This is a genomic window from Duodenibacillus massiliensis, assembly GCF_900128485.1.
In the GTDB taxonomy this organism is placed as follows: domain Bacteria; phylum Pseudomonadota; class Gammaproteobacteria; order Burkholderiales; family Burkholderiaceae_F; genus Duodenibacillus; species Duodenibacillus massiliensis.
This window is the reverse complement of sequence record NZ_LT635859.1, coordinates 50,133-74,583: the sequence shown is the minus strand read 5'-3', so window position 1 is coordinate 74,583 and position 24,451 is coordinate 50,133. Positions and strand designations below refer to the sequence as shown.

General features: G+C 55.8%; 17 protein-coding genes and 1 pseudogene. 13 read left to right on the top strand and 5 right to left on the bottom strand.

What is annotated here, in order from left to right:
• Window positions 1-6 precede the first annotated feature (6 nt).
• Window positions 7-855 carry an ESPR-type extended signal peptide-containing protein gene (locus BQ7486_RS03330; RefSeq protein ID WP_074008972.1) on the bottom strand — a complete coding sequence of 283 codons (849 nt, stop codon included), beginning with the start codon at window positions 853-855 and terminating at the stop codon, window positions 7-9.
• On the bottom strand, window positions 852-1,046 hold the full coding sequence (locus BQ7486_RS11595) for a hypothetical protein (RefSeq protein WP_143183026.1): 195 nt from the start codon (window positions 1,044-1,046) through the stop codon (window positions 852-854). The genes BQ7486_RS03330 and BQ7486_RS11595 overlap by 4 nt, the downstream gene beginning before the upstream one ends.
• 44 nt (window positions 1,047-1,090) lie before the next feature.
• On the opposite strand from BQ7486_RS11595, the gene BQ7486_RS12190 reads away from it, so the two are divergent.
• The 11 genes and pseudogenes from BQ7486_RS12190 (at window position 1,091) to BQ7486_RS03270 (ending at window position 15,180) form a co-directional block, all read left to right on the top strand.
• Entirely contained in the window at window positions 1,091-3,208 is a 2,118-nt protein-coding gene (locus BQ7486_RS12190; protein ID WP_074008971.1) for an IS1634 family transposase, read from the top strand.
• Window positions 3,209-3,511: 303 nt separating this feature from the next.
• On the top strand, window positions 3,512-4,669 hold the full coding sequence (bamC, locus tag BQ7486_RS03320) for an outer membrane protein assembly factor BamC (protein WP_022373136.1): 1,158 nt from the start codon (window positions 3,512-3,514) through the stop codon (window positions 4,667-4,669).
• 90 nt (window positions 4,670-4,759) lie between these two features.
• On the top strand, window positions 4,760-5,248 hold the full coding sequence (locus tag BQ7486_RS03315; RefSeq protein WP_074008970.1) for a DUF805 domain-containing protein: 489 nt from the start codon (window positions 4,760-4,762) through the stop codon (window positions 5,246-5,248).
• Complete coding sequence (locus BQ7486_RS03310; protein WP_074008969.1) at window positions 5,249-5,821, top strand: FKBP-type peptidyl-prolyl cis-trans isomerase; 573 nt, start codon at window positions 5,249-5,251, stop codon at window positions 5,819-5,821.
• Between the two features lie 111 nt (window positions 5,822-5,932).
• Window positions 5,933-6,157, top strand: a complete 225-nt coding sequence (locus BQ7486_RS03305) for a hypothetical protein (RefSeq protein ID WP_022373133.1) — start codon at window positions 5,933-5,935, stop codon at window positions 6,155-6,157.
• Window positions 6,158-6,209: 52 nt separating this feature from the next.
• On the top strand, window positions 6,210-6,863 hold the full coding sequence (locus BQ7486_RS03300; RefSeq protein ID WP_022373132.1) for a phosphatidylserine decarboxylase: 654 nt from the start codon (window positions 6,210-6,212) through the stop codon (window positions 6,861-6,863).
• Between the two features lie 73 nt (window positions 6,864-6,936).
• Complete coding sequence (pssA, locus tag BQ7486_RS03295; protein ID WP_074008968.1) at window positions 6,937-7,797, top strand: CDP-diacylglycerol--serine O-phosphatidyltransferase; 861 nt, start codon at window positions 6,937-6,939, stop codon at window positions 7,795-7,797.
• An 879-nt stretch (window positions 7,798-8,676) separates the two neighbouring features.
• Window positions 8,677-9,195, top strand: coding sequence for a reverse transcriptase family protein (locus BQ7486_RS03290; protein WP_143183024.1), 519 nt, complete (start codon window positions 8,677-8,679; stop codon window positions 9,193-9,195).
• 192 nt (window positions 9,196-9,387) lie between these two features.
• A pseudogene (locus BQ7486_RS12465) lies at window positions 9,388-9,873 on the top strand (transposase); the annotation flags it as partial.
• A 375-nt stretch (window positions 9,874-10,248) separates the two neighbouring features.
• Entirely contained in the window at window positions 10,249-14,523 is a 4,275-nt protein-coding gene (locus tag BQ7486_RS03275) for an autotransporter domain-containing protein (protein ID WP_074008965.1), read from the top strand.
• A 309-nt stretch (window positions 14,524-14,832) separates the two neighbouring features.
• Window positions 14,833-15,180 (top strand): helix-turn-helix domain-containing protein, encoded by a 348-nt coding sequence (locus BQ7486_RS03270; protein WP_074008964.1) that lies wholly within the window; start codon window positions 14,833-14,835, stop codon window positions 15,178-15,180.
• 247 nt (window positions 15,181-15,427) lie between these two features.
• Here the strand turns inward: BQ7486_RS03270 and BQ7486_RS03265 are convergent, their stop codons facing one another.
• Both BQ7486_RS03265 and BQ7486_RS03260 read right to left on the bottom strand, forming a co-directional pair.
• The gene (locus tag BQ7486_RS03265; RefSeq protein WP_084765626.1) at window positions 15,428-20,320 is read right to left on the bottom strand and encodes a RecQ family ATP-dependent DNA helicase; all 4,893 of its coding nucleotides are present in this window, start codon (window positions 20,318-20,320) and stop codon (window positions 15,428-15,430) included.
• A gap of 173 nt (window positions 20,321-20,493) precedes the next feature.
• Window positions 20,494-21,075 (bottom strand): hypothetical protein, encoded by a 582-nt coding sequence (locus BQ7486_RS03260; protein ID WP_143183023.1) that lies wholly within the window; start codon window positions 21,073-21,075, stop codon window positions 20,494-20,496.
• 99 nt (window positions 21,076-21,174) lie between these two features.
• On the opposite strand from BQ7486_RS03260, the gene BQ7486_RS03255 reads away from it, so the two are divergent.
• Window positions 21,175-21,870, top strand: coding sequence for a fumarylacetoacetate hydrolase family protein (locus BQ7486_RS03255; RefSeq protein WP_074008962.1), 696 nt, complete (start codon window positions 21,175-21,177; stop codon window positions 21,868-21,870).
• 42 nt (window positions 21,871-21,912) lie between these two features.
• Window positions 21,913-22,812 (top strand): aromatic amino acid DMT transporter YddG, encoded by a 900-nt coding sequence (gene yddG / locus BQ7486_RS03250; RefSeq protein ID WP_074008961.1) that lies wholly within the window; start codon window positions 21,913-21,915, stop codon window positions 22,810-22,812.
• A 61-nt stretch (window positions 22,813-22,873) separates the two neighbouring features.
• On the opposite strand, the gene BQ7486_RS03245 is transcribed toward yddG, so the two are convergent.
• Complete coding sequence (locus tag BQ7486_RS03245; protein ID WP_074008960.1) at window positions 22,874-24,367, bottom strand: APC family permease; 1,494 nt, start codon at window positions 24,365-24,367, stop codon at window positions 22,874-22,876.
• Window positions 24,368-24,451: the final 84 nt, after the last annotated feature.

Sequence of the window (24,451 nt, the reverse complement as noted above, 5' to 3'; positions counted from 1 at the left end):
CTTCTTTCAGGTGTGATGACGTTCGCCTTCGCTGGCAACGAGCGCAGCATTCCAGGCTTCTGCTTCGGCGTCGGACGTGGGCTTGTTCTCAATGGTAATGCGGGTGTTGGTGCCGAACGAGTTGTTGATCACACCGCCGCGGCCGTTGTTGCCTTCGTTGACGGCGTCAGCGAGGGTCGTCCAGGCATTGAGGAAGTAGCCCGGGTCAAGGAACGGACCGTAGTTGCTGTCGTCGGTGCCGCCGGTGTTACCGGAGATGATGTTGGCGCCCCAAGCCACGCCGTGGAATTGATTGCCGTCGCGGTTGGCGCCGACGGTGCCGAGAACGTGCGTGCCGTGGGAGTCATTGACATTGAGCTTCCAGTCGCCCGTGATGTCATACGTGTCGCCAGCCTTGTAGTTACCTTCGAACTGTTCGAGGGCACCCTGCGGATAGCGGTTGCCAGTGGTGGAGTATTCACCCTTGACGTGAGTGGCGGAGAAACGGTCGCCGGCAAGATCCGGGTGCTTCTGAAGAAGAGCACCGGAGTCCATCACGCCGACAGTTACGGACCTGCCGTTGAAGCCCAGAGCGTACGCATTGGCGGCGCCCATGGCTTCAAGACCCCAGTCCTTCTTGTATTCGGCAGTCTGCCAGGAGGCAACGGCAGCCTGAACGGATTCAGCGGAGGAGTCCTGGGTGAGGAAGCCGGCTCCCATGTATGCGGCGGAGGCGCTGCCGGCAGCAAGCATGAGGGCGGAAACGGCGAGAGCGACGGCGCTCTTCGAGGACTTGCCCTTGGTTGCATGATGTTCGTCGGTCACGACGTACTGCTGATGAGCTGCGCTCCACTTTGTCTTGAAGACTCGATTCATTTGGTTTCTCCCAAAAAAATGGTCGTGGCTGGTCCTGATGTCAATTGGCCACAAATATGTGTGGCAAGACATGGGAAGAATACCTGACTTTTAAAGCAAACTAACTTTTTGAGAGCCCGTAAAACCGCACGGGCTCTTATTTTTGCGCCTTTTTCTAAATTGTTTTCTTGTTGTATTCCGTTGTCTGTCATGGTATAATTTCCTTAGAAAATCAAGGTCTCTTTGGGGAAAGACTATGTTCGTAAAAATCACCAAAAGCGGCAACGGCAAGTTCTCCTATGTGAAACTCGTGGAAGGGTATCGGGACGAGAAAGGCCGGGTGCGGCACCGCACCGTCAAAACCCTGGGACGCCTTGATGAACTGACAGCCAACGATCCCGACTATCTGGAAAATCTCAAACAGCAGTTCGGCAGTGAACGTGCAAGCAAAAAGCAGGCCGTTGCAGCCCTTCGGGCCCAGACGGCCGAAGCGGTGGCGCAGATCCTTGGGCAAAGTGAGAGTCCGGCAGAGGACTTTCCTCTGCTTCGGTATGGTCACTATGCACTGAAGCAAATCTGGAATAAGACCTTGTGCTTACCCCGCAAATTTGATTACCTGCAAAGCAAGCTCAATCAGAAAGTGCAGTTCAGCTTCAATGCCGCCGCTTCTTTCATGATTTTCAGAAAAGCCATGAGACCGAGCTCTGTGTTGGCCGGTTTCCATGATCAGGATGAGTATCTCGGCGCTCCGCTGCAGGGAATCTCTCTGCAGGCCTGCTACAGGACGCTTGATTTTCTGAAAGAGAACAAGGATGAGATTTTCAACTGGGTCAACCGTCAGATGGACAAGCACTACGGTACTGACAGAGCCACGCTTGTTTTTTATGACGTCACCAATGCGTATTTTGAGGCACCTCTGACAGATGCCGAGATGGAAAACTACCACCAGGATTTTCTGGACAAACTGCAGGCTGCTGCTGAGCAGGCCCGCGCAGAAAAAGAACTTCCGGAAGCGTGTTTTGACGATGACGGCTCCGTTCTGCCGGACACTCTGCCGCAGGACTTCATCGATGCCGTGGCTGATGATCACAATCCTGAATTTTTGAGAATGCGCGGTCCCTCAAAGGAACACCGCTCGGATCTGCCGCTGGTATCCATTGCTCTGGTCATTGACAAGAATGGTTTTCCGATGGACTTTGAGGTTTTCAAAGGCAACAGCTCCGAGTACAGAACCATGGAATCCGCCATCAGAAAACTCAAGGATAAATACAACATCGGTCATGCCATTGTTGTTGCCGACAGAGGACTCAATTCAGCTGAAAATCTGTTGATGCTCCAGCGGCTTGAGCTGGGCTACCTGGTGGCCCAAAAAGTGAGTAATCTCAATGACGAAACACTTAAGCAGATGCTTGATCTGTCGGCCTATCAATCGATTAACGACAAAGATCCTGAAAGCAACAAATACCGCGTTATTGAGGACTGGGAGCGCACCGGCAAGAGCGGCTCAGTCAAATGCTCACTGGTTCTGACCTGGAGCGAAAAACGTAAGCGCCGCGATGAAAAAATGCTTGAGATCTGGGCTGATTTGATCCGCAGAAGAAGCGGGCAGGAACTTAAAACAAGAAAGCCGGCTTGGGCAGGTATCGCCACCACCGACACTAAGGAAAAAAAGCAGGTGATCACCGGTATTGACGAAAGCGCCTTGGCAGAGCGCAAAGCGCTCTGCGGGTTTGCTGCTGTTGTTTATGACGAGTACTGCATTGAGCGGACGGAAATGGCTGACGAGCAGGAGAACAAAGCAAGGGGAGCAGCATCAGGTGCCGAGGTAAATCAGCCGGTTGACAAGGGAGAACGGATACTGAAAACGGGCAAGGAAATCGCCTCGATGTACCACTGCCTGAATCAGATTGAAACGTGCTTCCGGATCATGAAATCCAACATCGGCTTGCACCCGATGTACGTCTGGACTTCCAGCCATATTTACGGCCATATTACGGCTTGTGTACTGGCCCTGTTGCTGCTGAGGCTGCTGCAGGACAAACTGAAAAAGCAGGGAACGCCAATCAGCATTGACACACTGTGCCGTGAACTGCACGACTCAACCGTGATGGCTCAAATCATCGATGACAACCAAATCACCTTCTACCGGTGCGGCTTTGGCCCGAAACTGCGAAAAGGAAATGAGTTGCTGACAGAAGAAGAACTTGGTGCTCAGTACGTTGCCGGCAAAGCACGCAACCACAAAGCTGACATCCTGCAGGCCTGCGGCCTATCGCTGCCGCCTCGGGTGTGCTCGAGGANCGAGGCCGGAACTTGCCTCCTGCCTCGGCACCCGCTTCCCCACCAATCGCTCCGCCGTACCCATGCTCCGTGAACTGGGACAGCGGTAGAAGTACAACAAGAAAATAATCAAAACCAGCCGTTAGACCTTGTGGTTACTGGTTTTGTCGATTTTCTGCTTTAAAACTCAGGTATATGTGTGTCAGCAGTTTGATCGGAGAAAAGTTGGAGCATCAGCAGGCCCGTTCAAATTCTTTTCGAACTGCAAATGGCCCGTATATTGTGACCGGGCTTTGCTAAACTCCCGAATTACTCAGGGTGGGGCAATGCGTATATGAAACTGTATATACTTGGTTGCCGCGCCCGTTACCGCATTTTCCTAAGGAATCTTCGTCTCATGGTCAAAACAGCGATCCGTGCAGCGACGCTTACGGCGTGTGCCGCCGCATTGTCGGGCTGCTCTATGCTCGGCATCAACTTTTCCGACGACTCGGTGCAGTACGAATCGAGCACGTCGCGTGCTCCGCTGGAAATCCCGCCGGATCTGACGGCCATTCCGAAAAACGACCGCTACACGGTGCCGCAGCGCCCGCAGATTGTGAGCGCGAACGCTGAAGCCGCCAAGGTGGAACTTAACGCGGAAAAAAGCGGTGATAAGCCGGGGTCGCTGCTCCCTGTGACGCAGGTTGCCAAAGTCATGCGCGACGGCCAGGTGCGCTGGGTGCACGTGAATGCCCCGGCGGAAAAAGTCTGGCCGGTGCTTCAGGACTTCTGGGCCACGATGGGTCTTCAGATTAAGGATCAGGACGCGGCAAGCGGCGTGATTCAGACGGAGTGGGCGGAAAACAAGGCAAACCTGCCGCGCGACATCATCCGCGGCACCTTGGGTAAGGTTCTCGACTTCGTCTACGACACGGGGGAGCGTGATCAGTACCGCGCCCGCATGGAACGGAACGACGACAACACCTGCAACATCTACATCACGCACCGTCAGATGGTGGAAGTGTTAAAGGGTAAGCAGGAAGATTCGACGATTTGGCAGCCGGGCCCCTCGGACCCGCAGCTTGAGGCCGAGATGCTCACGCGCCTTGCGCAGAAGCTTGAAAGCGAATTTAACCCGCAGGCTAAGCCCGAAGAGCAAAAGCAGCTTGATGCCCTGGCTGCTGTCAAGTACACCCCGCAGAGCGAAATCGTGAAGGGCGCAGACGGTAAGGCCGAAGCTGTTTTGATCAATGAGCCCTTTGACCGCGCATGGCGCCGTGTGGGCCTTGCGCTTGACCGCTCCGGGTTTGATGTCACCGACCGCGACAGAAGCCGCGGGCTCTTTATGGTGAAGTACCTCGATCCGGACTATGAAAAGGCCCAGAAGCAGGAGCAGGGGTTCTTTACGAATATGTTCGGTAAGGGCTCTGCCGTTGATCCCGTTCCCTATCAGATCCGTCTGCAGCCTGAGGGTGAAAAGACCCGCGTGACGGTGACGGGCGCCGAGGGCCGGGCCGACACCACGGGAGTCGCTCCCAACATCGTGACCCTCATTGGTGAGCAGACGCGCTAAGCCTTTTGGTTTTGCCGCTCGCATAAAAACCGGTGTCCTCAACAAGTGCGGGATGCCGGTTTTTTATGAGACAGCGGTAAGGAAAAGAACATGGGAGATATTCTGAGTTTCAGGCTTAACGCCCGCACAAAGCGCTCACACTACTGGGCGGGGTTGATACTGCTTACGGTCGCGACGACGCTTCTGCAGAACGTGAGCGACGGCCTCTACTGGGTGCAGATGACCGAAAACGCCTGGAATCTGTCGCAGGTACTGATTGTTCTCGCAACGCTCGTTGTCTTTTGCTTCGGTGTTGCGCTTATCGTGCGGCGGCTGCACGATATCGGACGAAGCGGTCTCTGGGTGATTCTGCTCCTCATCGTGCCGGTTCTGGGGCAGATCGGGATTCTGATTCTCGGTTGCCTTGCGGGTAGCGACGGAGCAAACCGCTGGGGGCCGGGCTGGAACGCACCCGCCGGTGAGACGCCCGCGGATCAGACGGTGCGGGCGCTCACGGAACTTGCGGCCCTCAAAGACAAGGGCCTCATTACGGACGCCGAATTTAGAGCTCAGAAAGAACGGATTCTCAAAGGACAGTAAATGCCTGAATTAACGATTAACAAGGATTCGCTTGTCACGATCCGCGTGCGGATGTCGGACCTGCAGGGAAATCTTCTGGAAGAAACGCCCGAAGAGGGTGTGGCGTACCTGCACGGGCACGCCGATATTTTCCCCAAGATTGAAGCGGCGCTTGAGGGCCTTAAAAAAGGCGACAAGGCAAGTGTGCGCCTTGAACCCGAAGACGCCTTCGGCGAATTTGATCCCGACGCGGTTTTTGTGACCGACGTGGAAAAGCTCGGGGACCCTGAAACGATTGTTCCGGGTCTTGTGTTTGACCATGTTCCGGGGGAGGCAAACGACGGGCGGCATTACCGTGTGACGGATGTTGCTGACGGCAAGGCCGTGTTGGACGCCAATCACCCGCTCGCAGGCTGGGGGCTTGCCTTTGACATCACGGTTTTAAACGTGGAAGACACTGACGGCAAGGAAGCTGTGGGGACGGACGATACGGTGGTGCCCTCGTTTCTCGGGTTTGCCGACAAGATTATCGATGAGGGCGATGATGAGGACGACGCTTCTGAAGAATCCCCGGAGCCCGTGACTCGGCACTGATTCTGAGACTCTGCCCAAGATCGGGCCTTCGCGCTTCTATAATTCACCTAAACTAATCAAAATGCGGGACTGCGGTCCCATAAAGCACAACGAACCTTGAGGATTACGGCAATGACGACGCTTCGCCAGGACGAAACCGATGTCAATTTCCTGGACATCAAACCGGAAGATTCCCAACGCTCCGCGATGGCGGTTCAAAGTGAACTTGAAGCAAACCGCCGCGCTTGGGAAAAACTCGTGCGCACGATCGAGTACGTGAAAAAGACGTACCCGGCGGACGCCAAGCTCCTTGAAGACCTTGACGTTGTCCGTCATCACCTTGAAAAGCGTCTCTGAGACGGGGTGCTTAAAAAACTTCTGTCCGGATTCTTTCGGAGTATTTTCTACCGTGAACCAAAAACTCTATCCGCATCCCTTCTTTGCCCGTGAAGGCTGGCCCTTTATCGGCGGAACGCTGATCGTTGCGCTTCTTGTGCAGCTTTTTGCGGGCGGCTGGGCGGCCCTCATTTTCTGGGTGCTCTTTGCCTTTGTGCTGCAGTTTTTCCGTGATCCCTGCCGTGAACCGCCGGCGGATCCCCAGGCTGTTGTGAGCCCCGTGGACGGGCGCGTTATTAAGATCGAAGAGACGGTGTGCCCGTACACCGGGGACAAAGCCCGCGTGATTTCGATCTTCATGAATGTTTTTAACGTGCACAGCCAGAAGGCGCCTGTGTCCGGGAAAATCGACAAGATCGAATACTGGCCCGGGAAGTTTTTAAACGCCTCGCTTGATAAAGCCAGTGAACTCAATGAACGTAACGCTGTGACGGTGACGACCGAATCCGGGGCGCGCGTGTGTTTTGTACAGATCGCGGGGCTCGTTGCCCGCCGCATCCTCTGCTACAAGCAGATTGGGGAAGCCATCTCCCGCGGTGAGCGTTACGGCTTTATCCGGTTTGGTTCCCGCGTTGACGTCTACATTCCCTTAAATTGGGACATCTCTGTAACAATCGGACAGAAAGTCACGGGTGTTGCAACGCAAATTGCGGTGCAAAAGCCCTAACATGAGAGCCCGCTAGTTTTTGTGCGGGCTTTTTCTTCCATTTTGAGCAGTTTTCCTGCTGGAGCCGTCAGCCATGACCGTTACCCGCATCCGCCGTCGTCCGGCACGCACCCGCATGATTGAAGCCGGGCGCCGTAAGGCGCATATTGTGCGTACCCGCGGTATTTTCGTGCTACCGAACCTTTTTACGGCAGCTTCTCTTTTCTGCGCGTTTCTCTCCATCGTGCAGGCGATGGATCAGAACTTCAGTTTCGCCGCTTTGATGATTCTTTTGTCCATGATCTTTGACGGCATGGACGGGCGTGTGGCACGGTTAACCCATACGCAAAGCGAATTCGGCGTGCAGTTTGACTCCATTGCCGACATGACGGCCTTTGGTGTGGCGCCGGCTCTGGTGATGTATAAGTTCTGCCTCTTTGAATTAGGTGGTTTTGGTTGGGCTGCGGCGTTTGTCTTTTGCCTCTGCGCGGGCGTGCGCCTTGCGCGCTTTAACTGCAATGTGGGCGTTGTGGACAAGCGCTTTTTCCAGGGGTTGCCCAGCCCCGCAGCTGCGGCTTTGATCGCGGGCTTTGTGTGGCTTGCGGTGGAAAATAAGCTCCCTGAATTTATCTCCGGACACCTCGCGTGGATTGCGTTTGTTTTAACGCTTTACGCAGGGCTTACGATGGTCTGTAACGCGCCCTTTTACTCGGGCAAAAGCGGCATAAGCTTAAAGTGTGTCCCCTTCTGGGTGATTGTGCTCGGAAGCATCGTCTTTATCCTTGTTTCAAGCCGCCCGTCGCTTGCCGTCTTCATTCTCTTCTGCTTGTACGCTTTGAGCGGCTACGTTTACCAGGCGTATCTCTTCTTTGCGGATAAGCCCAATCCCGTGGTGCCGGGGGAAAAGGAGGCGGTGCCTGCTGCTTCTGCAGCTGAGGAAGAGAAGGCGAAGTAAGCCTTTTCAGGTAAGATTCCCATCGCCCAAGACGTTCTGGGCAAAAAATAAGGGGGTGTTGATAAAGTCGCCCCCGAGAAACCCGCCGCAACGCATTGATTTTTCGTGCGGCGGCGAGTTTTTTTGGCGAAAAAGCTTCCAGCGGGTGCAAGAACTCCCGAACCTATGTGTAGCAAGATGCCTATCACGACAAGCCTGGGGTTCCGGGAATTCAGAAATGTGCCAGACGTACCCCGAAACTTCGCTCGTTTAGCGATACGTCGGTCGAGACTTTCTAGAAAAAACAAGGGGTGTTGTCTCATCGTCAACTGACGACTTTATCAACACCCCCTTATTTTTATGGCTGATGCTTCTGTCTAAACAACCAGCGCTTGAAAGCGCGGGGTTTCCTGACAGTGCGCTCGGCATGAGCGCGTTCTAACGGGTGAAAGTCCCGAGTGCAGGGGGTAGCACCAAGCACATAGCCAAGAGCAAGGGTGTCCGCCGCGAGGCGGGATCTGAAGGAAGCTGGAGGCAAACCACTGACCTGACGTACAGAAACTGCATAAGGCATTTGAAGATGGGTAAGTCTGCTGAACAAGATGAAGCCCGAAGCTACACGGAATCCGAGGTGTAGATGCAGCAGGTACATGGTGGGAAAGAACGCGTTCTTACCCGAGGAGGACTCACGGACTTCAATGCAACAGCATTGTCGGAGTAAAGCTTGCCCTGAGTAGTCAGCAACGGTCATAGTAAGCAGGGCAGTACCTGACGAAGGACCAAATTTATAGGAGTACGGTGCCGTAGACACAAAGTCGCATGGCGCAGAAAACATAAGAAACCTGTCTGAGTTTTGGTACCCACGGAATGGGAAGAGGAACTCAGGAGGGCGCAACGGCCGTGATGGACATGGAAAACACCGCACATACCCCGCCTGCTTTCACGGGGATCACACTTGAAGCGATACTGAGCACTGAAAACCTGCTCACGGCGCTCAAACGCGTCGAGAGCAACAGAGGTGCTCCCGGTGTCGACGGGATGACGACTGAAGAAATTCGAGCGTATATCTTTGCGCATCCGGGCGAGCTTAGGAGTGCGATTCTGACGGGTAAATACCGCCCTTCTCCCGTGAAACGGGTATCTATACCGAAACCTGAAAGAGGTAAATACAGAGATCTTGGAATTCCGACGGTCATTGACCGTCTTGTTCAACAGGCAGTTGCACAGATACTCTCGTACGCTTACGACAATACCTTCTCAGTGACCAGCTACGGTTTTAGAGCGATGCTGGCATTAGATGTCATACTACCTTTCGCCACCCCTTCAACCTTTCATGGAGTGGCAAAACATGCGATATTCGCAGGAGTTCAAAGACAACGTCGTAGCGCGCCTGCTGAGCAAGGAGCTCAGTATCTCTGAAGCCGTGGAGCGGTACTCGATCGGCAAATCAACGATCTCGTACTGGCTCAGGATTGCCAGAGAGCAAGCAGTCTGCGGCACGCTGCCCAACAAAGGAAATCCCAGAGGATGTAAGGTTTTTTGTGTCCAGGCGATAATAGCGCTCCCGTAGAGGGCGCGAAAGGAATCACCGTGGCACACCGTACACCCAAAATAAACGACACCGCAAAATTTACCGACCAGCAGCAGGCCATTCTGAACGATGCCGTAGAGCAACTGATGGAAGCCGGCGGCTTAACGGCCTTAACGCAGGCTCATTTTAACGAAGCGATGAAGATCGTAGCCCAACGCTTCATCAACGCCGCCCTGCAAGGGGAACTGGAGCACCATTTGACACAGGAAGACGAAAATCTCAACGAAGATGAATAGTCGGCTGAGCGCGTTGAAAACAAACGCAATAGGTACAGCAAGAAAACGCTTCACGGCAATAAAGGCGATTTAGAAATCCAGGTTCCCCGGGATCGCAAGGGGACTTATGTTCCCCGCCTGGTACCCAAGCACTCACGGCATTTCAATGACTTCGATGACGCCATCATCGATTTATATGGACGCGGATTGTCTACCCGTGAAATCGCTGAGTTCATCAGAAGTCAGTACCACGTTGAAGTGAGTGCCGAATTCATCAGCACCGTGACGGAAGCTGAGAGCCTTGGTGTGGAAGTAGCAAAGGAGAGCGCCTGATGTTGCCGAGCCGGTGTTGTGACCGGCGCATTTAAGGGATTGCTTCGGGTGTTCGGTACATGAATCCGGATGGATTTGACAAACCGTGTTCTGGCCACCCGTCATGAAAGATTTATTCCGAAGATCTGGGTGAAAAACGGTCTATCTGTTGCTGAAAAACAACAGTAAATAAAAAATTTTGCTAAAAACTACCGAAAAATATAAGGGAATACCCCCCCCCTGTAGACAAGCGAAGAAATTCCTATTCTGCGGGTGTACCGCCTCGATAGGCGGGGGTGCGCGGGGCACACAAAGCGCCGTGCAGAAAAACGAAAATTTTCGGAGTTTTGTTAAATGAACAAGTCTTTTAAGGTCGTCTTCTCCAAGGCGCGCTCTGCGCTGATGGTCGTTAATGAAGCGACTTCTTCCATTCAGGCCAAGGGCACAAAGACGGTGATCGCTGCAGCCGCTGCTGCGATGATTGCCGGCGGTGCGATGGCCGCCCAGTCGACGGAAAAAACGATCGTGATCGATACGGACACGACGGTTGCCGGCGGCACCTGGAGCGCAGTTACAGGTGCCAAGCAGGAATCCGTGACGATCAATGCAGGTACGGTGAAGCTTGAAGGCTACAACGATGCCTACGACGTGCAGGTTCTCGGTGGCTCTGTGGTTATTGACGGTTCCAAGAACACGGGTACGTGGGATAAGGCCGGTTTAGTCGGCTATAACGCTGTGAAAGGTGCCTCTGCTGATGAACCGACCGATTCGAAGACCACGCTCGTGAAGGGGGCTACGGTTACGATTACGGACTCTGCCAACTTCGGTGTCGGCGCACATGCCAAAGAAGGTTATAAGGATGCGAAGTTCGTCTTCGACGGAGCCCAAGTGACGCTCGCGGGTTCTACCAAAGCGAAGGCTTCTGTGATTTTTGCAGCATCCTCCACCGAAGAAGGCAATGCCGTGACATTGGCGTTGACAAACGGCACAACGCTCTCTGTGGCCAAGGATAAGTTCGGTGTTCTCAATACCCGCAAGTTGGTCGTTGACAATGCGGCGATCAACGTAAACGGCTCTCTGAGCGTCGGTGCGATTGCTCAGGGTGCGGACACTGCCACCCTCTTTGCCGGCAACGCACAAAAGACTTCGACCGCTACATTCACAAACAGTACGGTTAACGTCGGCGCCAGCGGCGAGTTCTCCATGGATGATGCCACGCTTGAAGACACTGCTGTTACAAACGCCGGTACGCTGGGTCTTGCCAATCTGACGGTTAAAAACTCCACGCTGACTAATGCTGCCAAGGCTACGCTTGCCCCTGATACGCTCACCATGAAGAGCGGCAAGCTTGTTAATGCCGGTACGTTTGGCGACGCTGCAGGCCCGACCAAGGAGGTCACAATCGGCAACACCGATGTTCTGAATGGTGCGGCAGTTGTCGAAAACTCCGGTAAGTTCTACGCCCAGAAGGTGGTTGTTGACGGTGACGGTGCATTTACCAATACCGCTGCCGGTGAACTGATTGCAGGCTCCGTGGAGATCAAGAAGGGCGGCAAGCTCACGACGGCTATTTCCACAACGACGAAGGATGCCGGCGGCCAGGAAACCAAGGTTAAGAACTATCAGGTGGCTCACACCACGGTTAACGAAGGCGGTGAACTCGCCGTTACGGCGCTGAACTCTGAAAAGTTTGACGGCATTGTGATTTATGGCAACACCACCAGTGCCGCCACTCTGACGTTGAAAGGCGGTCAGGTGACCTACCAGGGTAAGGTGTATCAGGGTAATCTCAAGCTCGGCAGCAATGATGCGGTTGGTCAGCTCACCTTGGGCAACGGTGACTACAAACTCGATACGCTCTCTGTTTGGCATGGCACGATCACTGTAAGCGGGAGCACCGTGAAGTCGACTGCTACGATCGGTCCGGATGCCACGCTGACGGTGAACGCTCTGGATCTCACCAAGGGTGTTCTTGTCAATAGCGGCACGCTGACTGTTACCGGTACGGCGACGGCGCAGGCCGGAGCAACAGTTACCAACTCCGGCACAATCAACGTCGGTGTTGCCAGCCTGATTTCCAAGGTTGAAGAAGCCGGCAGCAACTTTACGGCTACTGCCACTGAATTTGGTACGGCAGCGGGTAAGGCCGGCGGCACGATCGTTGATACAACACGTACCACCGCGATGAAGATTGGCGAACTCAATGCCATTAAGACGGCTCTTGGTATCACTGACTCGGTTAAGACGACCCTGCTTTTTGCCAATTCTTCCCTCGTTGCTAATGACGGCAAGAACCTGACGTTTAAAGCTGTTGACGGCACGAAGAGCCTCAATACGGTCGCAACGTCTGATAATGCTGCAGTAACCTTCTCGAAGGATTCGATGCTCGGTGCCCTTGCCTTTGATTCCACCAAGGTGACGACCGATGTCACGATTACCGGTCCGAGCTCGGGGGCCGTGGTTCTCGCCGGTGACGCTTCCGGCAATGCCTTCACCGGTGTAGCCTCGGGTAAGGCTGTCAATGTTTCCGGCAATGTGACGCTCGGGGCCGGTATTGACGGTGTGACGGACGCTAAGGCCATCAATGTTGCCAATAAGCTTGTTGTCGGCGAAGCAGCAAAGCTCGGTATTGATACGTCTGTCACAGCGAAGGACATCACCAACAGCGGTGCCATCACTGTCACGGGTTCGCTTGCTGCCGCTTCTCTGGCGGGCGGCACCGTGACGCTCACGGGCGGTGATCTCTATGTCGCCGGCACGGCGCCGAAGGCTGAAACCAGGGAGAGGACCTTCGCTCTGCGTGCTGCTGCACCTTCTGCAGAGGAAACGCCGAAGTATGAAACAGCCTTCGCTGTTGAAACCAAGGTTGGTACGGAGGGTACTACCCCTAACTTTGTTGTCTTTGGAACAACGGATACGGCTGTAAAGGCCAAGGCTCTCAAGGCGTTGGAAAGCGCTGAAGTGTCCGGTTCCACCGCTGTCCTCTATGTTGACAAGCATCTCAGCCTGGCAAGCGGCGCTGTTGCTCTCGGCGCTAAGGCCCCGGCCCCGGCCAATAACGGTACGCTGACTTCTGATGTCAATACGGCTGTTGTCATCGACACGCAGGCCATTGCCGCACATAACTATGCTCCGACGGAAGGACTCTTTACCGGTGTGACAGCCAATAACGGTACGCTCAGCGGGGATGTGGTGCTGACGAACCTCACGAACAAGGCCTTCACGAAGAATGCGGACGGTTCGTTCTCTATGCTCCTCGGTGACAACGTAACGGTTGCCGGTCAGGTTGCAACGGATGCGGGCTTCTACACTGCAAGCTTTGATGAGGCCTCTAAGAGCCTTGTTGTTGCTGCAGACGAAACGGAACTCCAGAACCTGAAGGATGCCGGTGTCTACATCGCCGGTGCCGTTGCTCAGGATGTCCGTACGATGACCAATTCCGGCAACCAGCTTGTGCGTGACGTGATCTACGGTAATGCTGCCCATGATGCTTTCAGGGCAGCGCAGGATGCCAAGATCGATGCTTTGGCTGAAAACGGCAAGGCTTTGGTAACGGAAGCCGGTATTGTTATTGATGACGCTTACTTCAACACTCAGAAGGACCGTTTCGATACGACGCAGGTGGGGGACGCCACGCTCAAGGCCCGGCTCGAAGCTCTCAACGCTCAGATGGATGCGATTGAAAATGCAGCTGGTGCCTACGAAGTCGCCTCTCTGAACGCTGCTGCCAACATGGCTGTTGCGGGCGGCGCCTTCACCACGGCTCTGGACATCAACGACCAGGTGACGGCAACTCTGAACCGCCGTACCTCTTTGGCTAACCTCAACGTTTCGCGCGCTGAAGTCGGCATCACCCCCTGGGTTGATGTCTTCGGTACGACGAATGAAGCGAAGCGCCTCTACGGTTCTAACGCTGGCTACGAAGCTGATATCTACGGCGCAGTGCTGGGCTTTGACTACACCGCTCCCTGCGGCAGCGTCATTGGTCTGGCTCTCAACGTCGGTACCGCTGACGGCAACTCCGTGGGCGACGGCGTCAAGGTCGACAACGACACGGACTTCTACGGTGTGAGCCTCTACGCCGCACGTCAGTTCGGTGACTTCAACGTCCAGGCGGATTTGGGCTACACCCAGACCTCCAACGACCTGAAGACCAACGGTGCCTATGGTGCTTACTCCGAAAGCCTCGACGCTGACGTCTTCACGTTCGGTGTGGGTACTGAGTTCCTCGCTTCGGCCGGTATGGTCAACGTTGTGCCGCACGCCGGCATCCGTCTGACGACGATCGATATGGACGCGAGCAAGTTCGGTGCCGACTACGACAAGATGACGGTCTACCAGCTCCCGTTGGGCGTCACCTTCTCCGGCAACTTTGAAGCTGCCGGTTTCAAGGTCGCTCCGATGGTTGACGTCTCTGTTGTCCCGACCTTCGGCGACAAGGATGCCGTGGCTTCCTTCATCGGCCAGGATGTCACCACCCGCGTGGTTGACACCAACCCGGTGCAGGCCAAGCTCGGTGTCACAGCTCAGTCCGGTGCCTGGACCTTCGGCATCAACTATGGTCTGACGGCCGGCGGCGATGACCGCATGAACAACTCGCTCAATGCGAACGTCCGCTACACGTTCTAACCGAAAGGTTTGAACAGCAGTGCTTCCGGTCGCGTTCTGCGGGAAACAGAGCCGGCCGGAAGAGCACCGAAGGGAGAGGGGAGAAAGGAATAACACTCCAGGTGAGATTCTTAATCCCGTATCCAAGATGGTGCGCCAAGCAGTACGAAGTGGTTTCCGATGAGGAAATCCCCGGTTTTGCTTGAGCCGGTTGACCCGAACTCCGAGACTTAGAGTCCGGGCGTCAAAACTCCATGTCAGGCAAATTTCACACCCCGTTTCCCGGTTCGGAAGCGGGGTCTTTTTTCGATTGTTGTGGTGAGAAAGACAATGACAACGTCTGAAGACGCTGCGCCGAACAGAGTCCGCCCGAATTTCGCTTCAGATGACAAACGGCGTCACGCTGCGGAATTGTTTGCTCACGGCTTTGGCTACCATAAAGCGGCCGAAATCCTGGGCTTACCGGTTTATACCGTCAGGGATTGGGCCAAGGCCTACAGGACCGGTCGTTTTGGTCTTGCGTTATCCCGCAACCAGATGCGGCACAGCGAAGAAGACCATGAAAAAGTGATTGAAATGCGTGCGCAGGGAATCTCCTGGAGGGCAATCCAGGCGCGCACCGGGATCAGTGCCTCAACCTGCAGGAAGTGGGTGATGAAACGACAGAGCGAAAAATAGCTGTTTCGAGAATCTCTTCCATCGAGCTCGGATTGTCGGCTATGCAGTGCTCGGTGTCTTCAGATTGGCAGAGGGTTCTTTGGGTAATTCAGGGTATGTCTCTTTTCATTATTATGCTGCCTTGGCAGATCTTCCGGCCGGCGTTATTTGTCAAGACAAATTGCTTGCCTTCCCCGGTGCGGGTGTAACAGATCCCGCCCTGTATGTTTACACCTGCGTATGACACTTCACGGATACCCCTTTGTTTTTAAGGCGAAATGACGGCATTGTCCGTAGCTTTCGTGAGCCTTAATTCCGGCAACACCACGGGGTAGAGGGTTTCATCCTCTGTTTTCTTCCAGGCCACAATCGCACGGATTGCGGCGCGCGTGATGCGGTAGCCTTTGGCGGTGAGCCCCGCAAGTTTCTCTTCAAAGGATTTACTGAACCGCACGATCATGTCACGGCCTTCGGGCCCGGCAATCGTGAGGCCATGCTCGGCGGGCGTAAGAAGCATTCCGGCCGTCATCGTAAAGATCCGCTGCTTGCGGGCAATAAACCAGTCAAGAAACACATCGTCGTGCCCGAGCGCCACGGCAATCTCGCGGGGCGCGGGGAAGGTGCGCGTGTCAATGCTGTGTTCTACCCCCTCCACCGTAAAGTCCGAGAGCACGCCGCTTGCCGCATGCACAAAGAGATTTGTTTTGGCGCGCGTCATCGCAACGTAGAGAACCCGCCGCGCTTCATCGTCGGGATACGTCGTGCGGGAGGCTAAAAGCCACACATTCTCAAATTCGCGGCCCTTGGCTTTATGCATCGTTGAAACCGTCACGAGCCCTCGGGCGGCCGTGTAGGTTTCTTCAAGTTTCAATTCCGTGACGGTGTCCGCGAAGTCCGAGAGATAGAGGTGTTCTGTGGGCGTGAGCCCTTCAAAGGCCGTCATGACGGTCGTCACGTTTTCTACCCAGGGGCTCCCCTGGTAGCGGTCCTTCACAAAGTCCCGGGCTTCATTCCAGACGCCTTTTTCGATGAGCCCACCGGCTCCCGCGCGTTTTTTAAGGAAATGCAGCAGTGTGCGTGTTTCCAGAAGGTCACAGAAGTTAAGCTTCTTTTCGCCTTCAATAAGCCGCACCCTGACGCCCGCATCCGCTAAAAGCACGGCGCAGAGCCGGGCTTCTTCATTGGTGACGGTTAAAAGCGCCGTTGACCCTTTGAGCGTTCCGGCTTTGAGGGCCGCGACAATTTCTTCCGAGATAGCTGCTTCAAAGCCGGGCCTTGTGTGCCGCACAATCCGCACAATCCCGTTTTCGGTTTTCACGGCCCGGTTCGGTGTCGTTTTAAGCCGCCCGTGCAGCATTCCCGCAAAGGCGTCTGCGAGCGTGACAATCGCCGGGGTACTGCGCCAGTTTTCCGTCATCTCATAGCGGGCGGCGTCTTTGTCCAAAAGAAGCGCTTTGAGGTAGTGGGAGTCCGAGCCCCGGAAGGCATAGATGTTCTGATCGTCGTCACCTACGGCAATGACTCTCAGCGCATTATTCGAGTCAATAAGGCTCATCACAAGCTCAAAGTCCTCACGGCTCATGTCCTGCGCTTCGTCAATTACAAGCGTGGTTTTGGCGGTACGGGCCGGATCGGCGCCCCCGGCCTTGACGAGAGCGGCCGCGCGCCTTACGACGTCCCTCGTTTCTTCCAGCGTCCCCGGGCGTCCGAGGAGGTCAAAGGCGTAGGAATGAAACGTCTTGATGTCTACGTACGCGGCCTTTTTGCCGATAAGCTCAATCAGGCGCTTTTTAAATTCGCCGGCTGCGGCCCGCGAAAACGTGAGCATCAAAAGCTGCTCGGGCCTGACGTCTTCTAAGAGCAAAAGGGCGGCGAGCTTATGCACCAGTACCCGCGTTTTTCCGCTTCCCGGGCCCGCGGCAACCACCACAAACTGCGCTTTTTCATCGATGATCGAAAACTGCGTTTCGGTGAGATCTGCAAAGAGCTTTTTAAAGCGCGCCGCGGTCATTCCGCGCCGCATTTCTTCCCGGCGGTCGGCGGCAAAGTATTTGCGCAGGAAAACGTTGTAGTCAAGCGCAAAGTAGTCGTGTACGTAGGTGAGCGCCGCTTCGTAGTCTCTCATCATGAGGTTTGCGTACTCGCCCACGATGTGAATCTGCTGCAGCTTTTGGCGGTAGTAGCCGTCAAGAAGCTTATAGTCTTCGGACCGGTAGCGCCGTTTGGGATCGGTCACAAGGCGTGTGATGAGCATGCCTTGGTAGAGCACCATAAAGCCCCCTTGCAGCCGCAATGCCCCGGCGTCTGCCATAAAAAGGAGCGTGTTTTCGATGTCTCGGACGGTCACCTTCTGACTGTACGCCTGCTGCCGGAAGGCGTCTTCTTCCCAGGCCGTTAAAAGCCCCGTCGTGGAAAAGGCGGTTTCACGGGTGGCGCCTTCCGGGGGTTCCGCTCTGGCGGCTTTTTCAAAGGTCGTGAGAATGAATTCAGAAAGCGCGGCTTTGACGGGCAGTGACTCAAGCGCATCAGCAAAGGTCTCCGCCTTTTTAATGCGCACGACGGACGTTGCGGGAATGGTGTGGAGGTTACTCAAAACGCCGGTCCGCTTCATATGCCGCAGCAAGGTGCCGATTAAGCGCGGCGTGATGCGCGTAAGGCCCGCGGCCCCGGCAGCTGCATTAAGCGCCTTGAGGTTTACTTCCGTGACGTGCTCGGCCTTGGAGAGCTCCGTGAAAAGAAACTGCTCGAGCCTCACGGCGTCCGCGGTCTTCGTGCGGGCGTTTTTCATGAGAACCCCCGCCATGTCGTTTTCGTTACGCAGGATCCCGGCAAGTTTCAGGGCATTTACGGACTCCACAACTTTGTCGACGGGGATCCCGAGGCGGTCTGAGAGGTAGTCGGTGCGCGATTCTCCGGCATCGGCTTTACTGCGGCTGCGTTTGGAAATGAGTGCCTGCAGAATGCGGCCGGCTCTCACGCGGCTTTCATCATCCTGAAAGTAGGGGGAGACTTCCATACGCTGCCGCGCTTCCTCAAAACTCTTGGCAGCGATACTTGTGGCGTAGACGCGGCTCACATTGCGGCCGCGGCGGATGTAGCCCGCGGTTTCCAAGGCCGAAAGCGCGGTTTTAATCCGTGTTTCAAGATCCGGAATCGTTTCCGTGTCCCACCCGGCGGTTCGCGAGAGTTCGAGAGCCGACACCGGGACGCTCTCCTGAGTGCGCGTCATCTGTTTGATCGCGCGCCACACGAGCTGAATATCGGCCTGCGAGAGCTTGGACTGCGTGAGCATCGCAAAGTGGCGGTCGAGGTCATCCTCATTAAAAAGCACGTAGCAGTCGGCTTCAAGGTTCGGATCACGCCCGGCGCGGCCGGCTTCCTGCACGTAGTTTTCAAGAGACGCCGAAATGTCATAGTGAATGACCAATCCCACGTCTTTTTTGTCCACGCCCATCCCAAAAGCGTTTGTGGCAGTGATCACTTGAGCTGCCCCCGAAAGAAACGCTTCCTGATGCTCGATCTTAAGCGCCGCGTCCATCTGGCCGTGGTAGGGAAGGGCCTTAAAGCCTTCAGCAGTGAGCTTTTCCGCGAGTTTTTCCGTGCCCTTGGTGCTTGACATGTAGATAATCGTCGGGCACGGATGACGGGAAAGAAGCTCCCGGACGAGCGTCATCTTTTCCGTGTCGTTTTCTGCGTGCAGCACCTTGTAGCGGAGGTTTTTGCGGGCTTCTTCGGTGGTAAAAAGCTTGAGTTCAAGTCCGAGCTTCTCCCGAAAATACTCGCAGATATCCTGAATGACTTTTTGTTTGGCGGTGGCGGTAAAGCAGGAGACGGCAATCCGGTGCCGCGCGCCCTGAAGCTTTTCAAGCCTTGCGATGAAGTCCCCGATGTAAAGGTAGTCGGTCCGAAAGTCGTGTCCCCAGGCCGAAAAGCAGTGCGCTTCATCAATCACAAAGCGCGCGATGCGGCGTGTTGAGAGCACTCGCTCGATACTTACCGAGCGCAGCTGTTCCGGCGAGATGTAAAGAAGTGACGCCTCGCCTGTGACCACCGCATCAAACGCGCGGGCACGCTCCACCGGGCTTAAAAGGCCGTTTACCGTATAGGCGCCGTCAATACCTTTGGCGGTGAGGTTATCAACCTGATCCTTCATCAGCGACTGCAGCGGTGAAATGACGACCGTGAGAGACCGTGTCGCCTTTGCCTGCATCAGAGCCGGAATCTGAAAGGTAATTGACTTTCCGCCGCCCGTCGGAAAGACCGCAAGCAGTGAGTCGCCCTCTAAGGCTGCCTGCGCGGCTCTTTCCTGCAGAGGTTCTCCTCCGTAGGTGCGGAAAGCCTCAAACCCGAAAATGGTTTTAAGGCCGTGTCGGGCATTAAACGTGCGGCTGCACCAGGGGCAACCTGCGCGGCAGGGCGTGCCGCAGAGCGCGGTTAAGACGTCTTCCGCGGCCGGAAACGTTTTGACGGTCCAAAGAGGGAGCAATTCGGCAGAGTCACCCGCCGCCAAAAACGCGAGCACGAGACCGAGATCGGCGGGCTTAGTTTTAATGAGAAGCGGGAGGTTTGCGTTGGCGCAGAAGGCGTCAGGGAAGGCCTCCCGGATCGTACGGGCAAGGCTCTCCGCTGAGTCCTCGGCCGGTGTTTCACCGGCGTACGCGAAAAACCCCCGGTAGCGAATGTCACGGGAAAGAAGCGCGGCAAGGATTGTGCGGACCGCGGGCGCGAGTTTCTGCCAGGCTGTGAGTTCCTCGAAAAAGAGATCGCGGGCTTTGAGGGCGTCTGTGGCCGGGTTATTCATTTCGCCCGTGAGAAGTTTTTCGTCTTTTAGTAACGCGTGAAAACGCTTTTGCGGGAAAAGAAGTACGGAAAGCGCGAGCGTATCAATCCATGCGTGTCCTCCGGGCACGAGCCCGGTAAGTGCCGTCGTAAAGCGCTTATCGAGCGCAAAGACGTTGTGGCCGCACAAAAACCGCGCGTCTCCGATAAAGCCTCGTACGGATTGGGGGTTGGTCGAGTGGAGCACGTCCCCTGCGGTGTCCGCCGCACCGAAGTCAAGCAGTTCCGTCCCTGTGCCGTTTGTTTCGCAGTCAACGAAAACGACGCGGGCAAAGGCCTGAGAGGGTACTGCAGCCATCGGATCTTTGGCGGTCGTGGTCATGGCGGGATAAACGTGTTGTTATGCTCTGATTGTAGGCGGAATTGCTGTTAAAGCGGCAGATTGGCGGTGAGTTTTGTGCGGCAGTGTTGTCTTGTTGAATTTTGCGTATTAAAAATACGCATATGAAAAATACGCTGAATTAAAAGTTTCTCAACCTGTGGAACTATAGCCGCTTAGGCAGGCGTCGCAGCAGAGCTGGCGGCCGGTGTAACTTTACGGGGACGCCCGCGCGGGCGTTTCGGTCCCACAAACTCCAACTTCTGCTTTCTCGGCCTGCCGGGCTTCTTATGCTCAGGTTTATCGGGGAATTTAACCAAACCCAAAGCCGAAAGCATCTCCATCGTCCCGATCGTTGTATTTACCCACTTTCCGTCGGTGGAGTCAGGAATCGCGTTTATCTCCGCATCCTTCACAGGGCGCCAAGACTGCTCCAGGTCCTCGAGCATCTCGCCGAAAGTCATTTTGTCCAGAAGTTTTGCTTTCTCGGCCCGTCTCAGAATACGGCAGGTCAGCGTTGCGGCAATGAAATTGACGAACTCTTCACCCCACACGGAGAATGCATTCTGCACGTTACTGACGGCATTGCATTCCCTGTATTCGTCCGGTATTGCCCGCATTTTGGCAGTCCTAGAAAAACGGTGCATGGTTTTGCGCTGCTTAAGCAGATTTAACCGGGGGCCAGCCGTTTTCCCCGGGAATATTGAGCCTGGCTCGTGTTGCTTTCGGCCCGCCTGCCGCACCGCCGCAACCGGCATTTCGTTTTGCTCAAAAAGCCGGCCGTTAAACCGGCTCCGAGAGCCCTTGCCTCCCGCTAGAATTGCCCGACACACACCACCATTAAGGCAGGTTCAGTCATGTTCGTGTTTTCTCCCGGCCAGCAGGCCGTTGTTCCCGTCTGGGGCCGCAAAGACGATTACTTTCCGGTGCACCGCATCTACTGCGTGGGCCGCAACTACCGTGCGCATGACCTCGAAATGGGCGGCACGGGTCGGTCGCTGCCGTGCTTTTTCATGAAGCCCGCGGACGCCGTTTTTCCGGTTGCCGACAACGACATCGCCGAGATCCCGTATCCCCCGATGACAAATGATCTGCACCACGAGGTGGAACTCGTGGCCGCAATCGGCAAAGGCGGCCGCAATATTCCGGTCGAAGAAGCGGCGAAACATGTCTGGGGCTGGGCCGTGGCCGTTGACCTCACGCGCCGCGATCTGCAGGCTGAAGCCAAAGCCAAGGGCCGTCCCTGGGAAGCCGCAAAAGCCTTTGACCATTCCGCGCCGATTTCCTATATCCGTCCGGCAGCAAAGTGCCCCGCGATGGATAAGGCAGACGTCTGGCTTTACATCAATGCCGAAAAGCGCCAGAACGGCACGACGGCCGACATGATCTGGTCGGTGGCTGAAGTCATTGCCGAAATCTCGAAGTACTGGGAACTTGCCCCGGGCGACCTGATTCTTACGGGCACTCCCGGGGGCGTTGGCGCCGTCAACCGCGGTGAAACGGTCAACGCCGGCGTTTCCGGAGCCGGAGCCGTGCGCTTTAAGCTTGTGTAGGTCCGCACGCTTTCGTAACTCTTTTTTGGTTGCAGGTGGAGTATGCAGCTTTCCCGCTCGCATGCTACGTTAATCGGGTGCATTGCACCGATCTGCTGGGGAATGAGCGTTCCCTTCGTGCGCCTGGTGTCCGAGCATATCGGACAGCCGGGCGGCATGATTCTTCTGTGCGGGCTTGCCTGCGTGATTCTTGCGTGTATCTTCGGCTGCCCCAGGCTCTCGCACTTTTCCGGCAAATATCTTTTCTTCGGGCTTACGACGGCGGTCGCCTGTGAGATCTGCTTTACGTGGGCTCTGGCACTTTCAGGGGGCGGCACCCAGACCGCCGAAGCCGGAATGGTCAATTACCTCTGGCCGTGCCTCACGATGGTCTTTGCCGTGATCTTTAACGGCCAGAAGGCAAAGTGGTGGATTGTCTTCGGGTTTGTTTCCTGCATTTACGGCGTCTGCACGGTTTTATCCGGCCCCGGGGGCTTTGACTTTATGGCAATGGCCCGCAACATGGAAAGTAACCCGGCCTGCTACCTTTTTGCGCTCGGATCGGCCCTCTCCTGGGCGGCATATAGTTCCATTACGCGGGCGCTCTCGCACGGCGCAAACCCCGTCGTCCTTATCTTTTTCATCAACACCTGCGTTTTTATCGCGATGGCGGCCGCAGATGTCGGTGAACCCATGCATATTGACCTTGAGGGAGGTGTGGTGGTTGCGGTTGCTGCCGTGGTGATGGGCCTGGCGTACGCGCTCTGGACCATCGGCATGATGAACGGCAACATGACGGTTCTTGCGGTCGTGAGTTACTTTACGCCGGTGCTCTCCTGCATTTTCTGCTGGATGTTTCTGGGGGCGGAGCTTTCCGCCAACTTCTGGAAAGGCGTCGGCTTTGTGGTGGCGGGATCTTTAATCTGCTGGGCCTCCACGGTCTTTGCTAAACCGAAGGTCTGAAAAAAGCCGGAGGTCTTTTTTAAGACTTCCGGCTTTGGCACCACGTCTGAAGGCGGTGCTGTTAACGCATGAGCCAGGGCAGGGCGTAAAGCGCCAGAGAAATCACCACCGCCGCTCCCACAATCACTTGCCAGAGGCGGTACTCCCGGTCCATCGCCCGTTTTTCGCTTTCGGTTGCGGGAAGCTCAGCCGCACCTGTTTCTTCTGGAGAGGGCGTCATCACCGGTGCCGTGCCGCGTGTTTTGCGGCAGACGAAGTAAATCACTAGCCCCAGAACGCTCCAGATGATGCCGGTCACAAAGGCGTTTGTGTCAAGCTGCGTCATCATGTAGAGGTAAATGACCGCGGAGACCGGCGCGCCGATCATCAGCCACGGTGCCCGGTAGGGGCGTTCAAGACCGGGGCACTTCCGGCGCAGGGCCCAGGCTGCGACAATGCCGATCACGTAATAGAACAAATCGGCAAAAAGCGAAAGCGACGCAATGTAAATGAGCGAGTCCGTTGCAATCAGTGCAAGCGTCAGAATGCCGAGCGCAATGACCGCAACGTAGGGCGTTTGAAAGCGTTTGCTTGTTTTGGCAAAAACGGCCGGCATCACGCCGTCGCGGGCCATCGTAAAGAGGTAGCGGCTCGTGGTGGCGGTGGAGGCGTTAAGCGTCGAGAAGTCCCCGCCGAAGGCAATGCCCGCGGCTAAAAGTGCGAGCGGAAAGCCGAGAATACCTGCTGCAGCCATGGCGTCGGCGTAGGGAGCCTGCGCGGTTGCCAAGCCCGCGAGCTTGTCAACAGGCGTAATGCCGATCAAGAACCACTGGAAAAGGGCGTTGACGGCGAACACAACGAAGGGCGCCAAAAAGAGGGCCCGCGGAATGTTGATGCGCGGGTACTTGATTTCTTCGCCCATCGCCACACACGCTTCAAACCCGGCAAAGCACCACCAGATCATGCACACGGCTGCGCCGAAACTCATGTCCGCGGATTGCGGCAGGAAAGAGGGTGTCTGCACAAAGGCGGGAAGCGAAATGTTCGGGATCATCGTGAGAAACCAGATGACCGCCACGCCCCAGAAAAAGAACATGAAGCCGTTTTGCAGCCTGCCCGCGATTTTGACGCCGCAGACGTTCGCGACAATAAAGCCGAGCGTCACAACGAGCGCGAGCGCAACGTCCGAGACCGGAAGCGTGTAACCGAACGCGGAAAAGAGAGTTTTGAAGTAATAGCTGAAGGCAAGCGCTTCGCCGCCCGTCACAGCCACAAGCGAAATGATGAAGTTCCAGCCCGCCAGAACGCCCGCTGCGCGCCCAAGGCCGAGCGAAGCAAACTGGTACGTGCCGCCTGCGTAGGGAAGCGCCGCGCCCATCTCGGCGTACAAAAGCGCCGGATAGATGCTGATCAAGAGCGCCGCCAGCGTTGCGAAAATGACGCTTGAGCCCATCGAGCCCACGATGTTGGAGCCCACGGTAAAAAGGCCCACGCCGATCACGGACCCCGCGGTAATCGTGACGGCCTCGCGCATGCCGAAGCAACGCCTGAGGGCCGGATTGTTTGTCTCCTGCATTTGTGTTGATACTCCCTGGCGGCCGGGGTAAATCCGCGGCCTTTGTTTTTTTTCGTATCGGAGATTATCAGGCAGAGGCTGGGC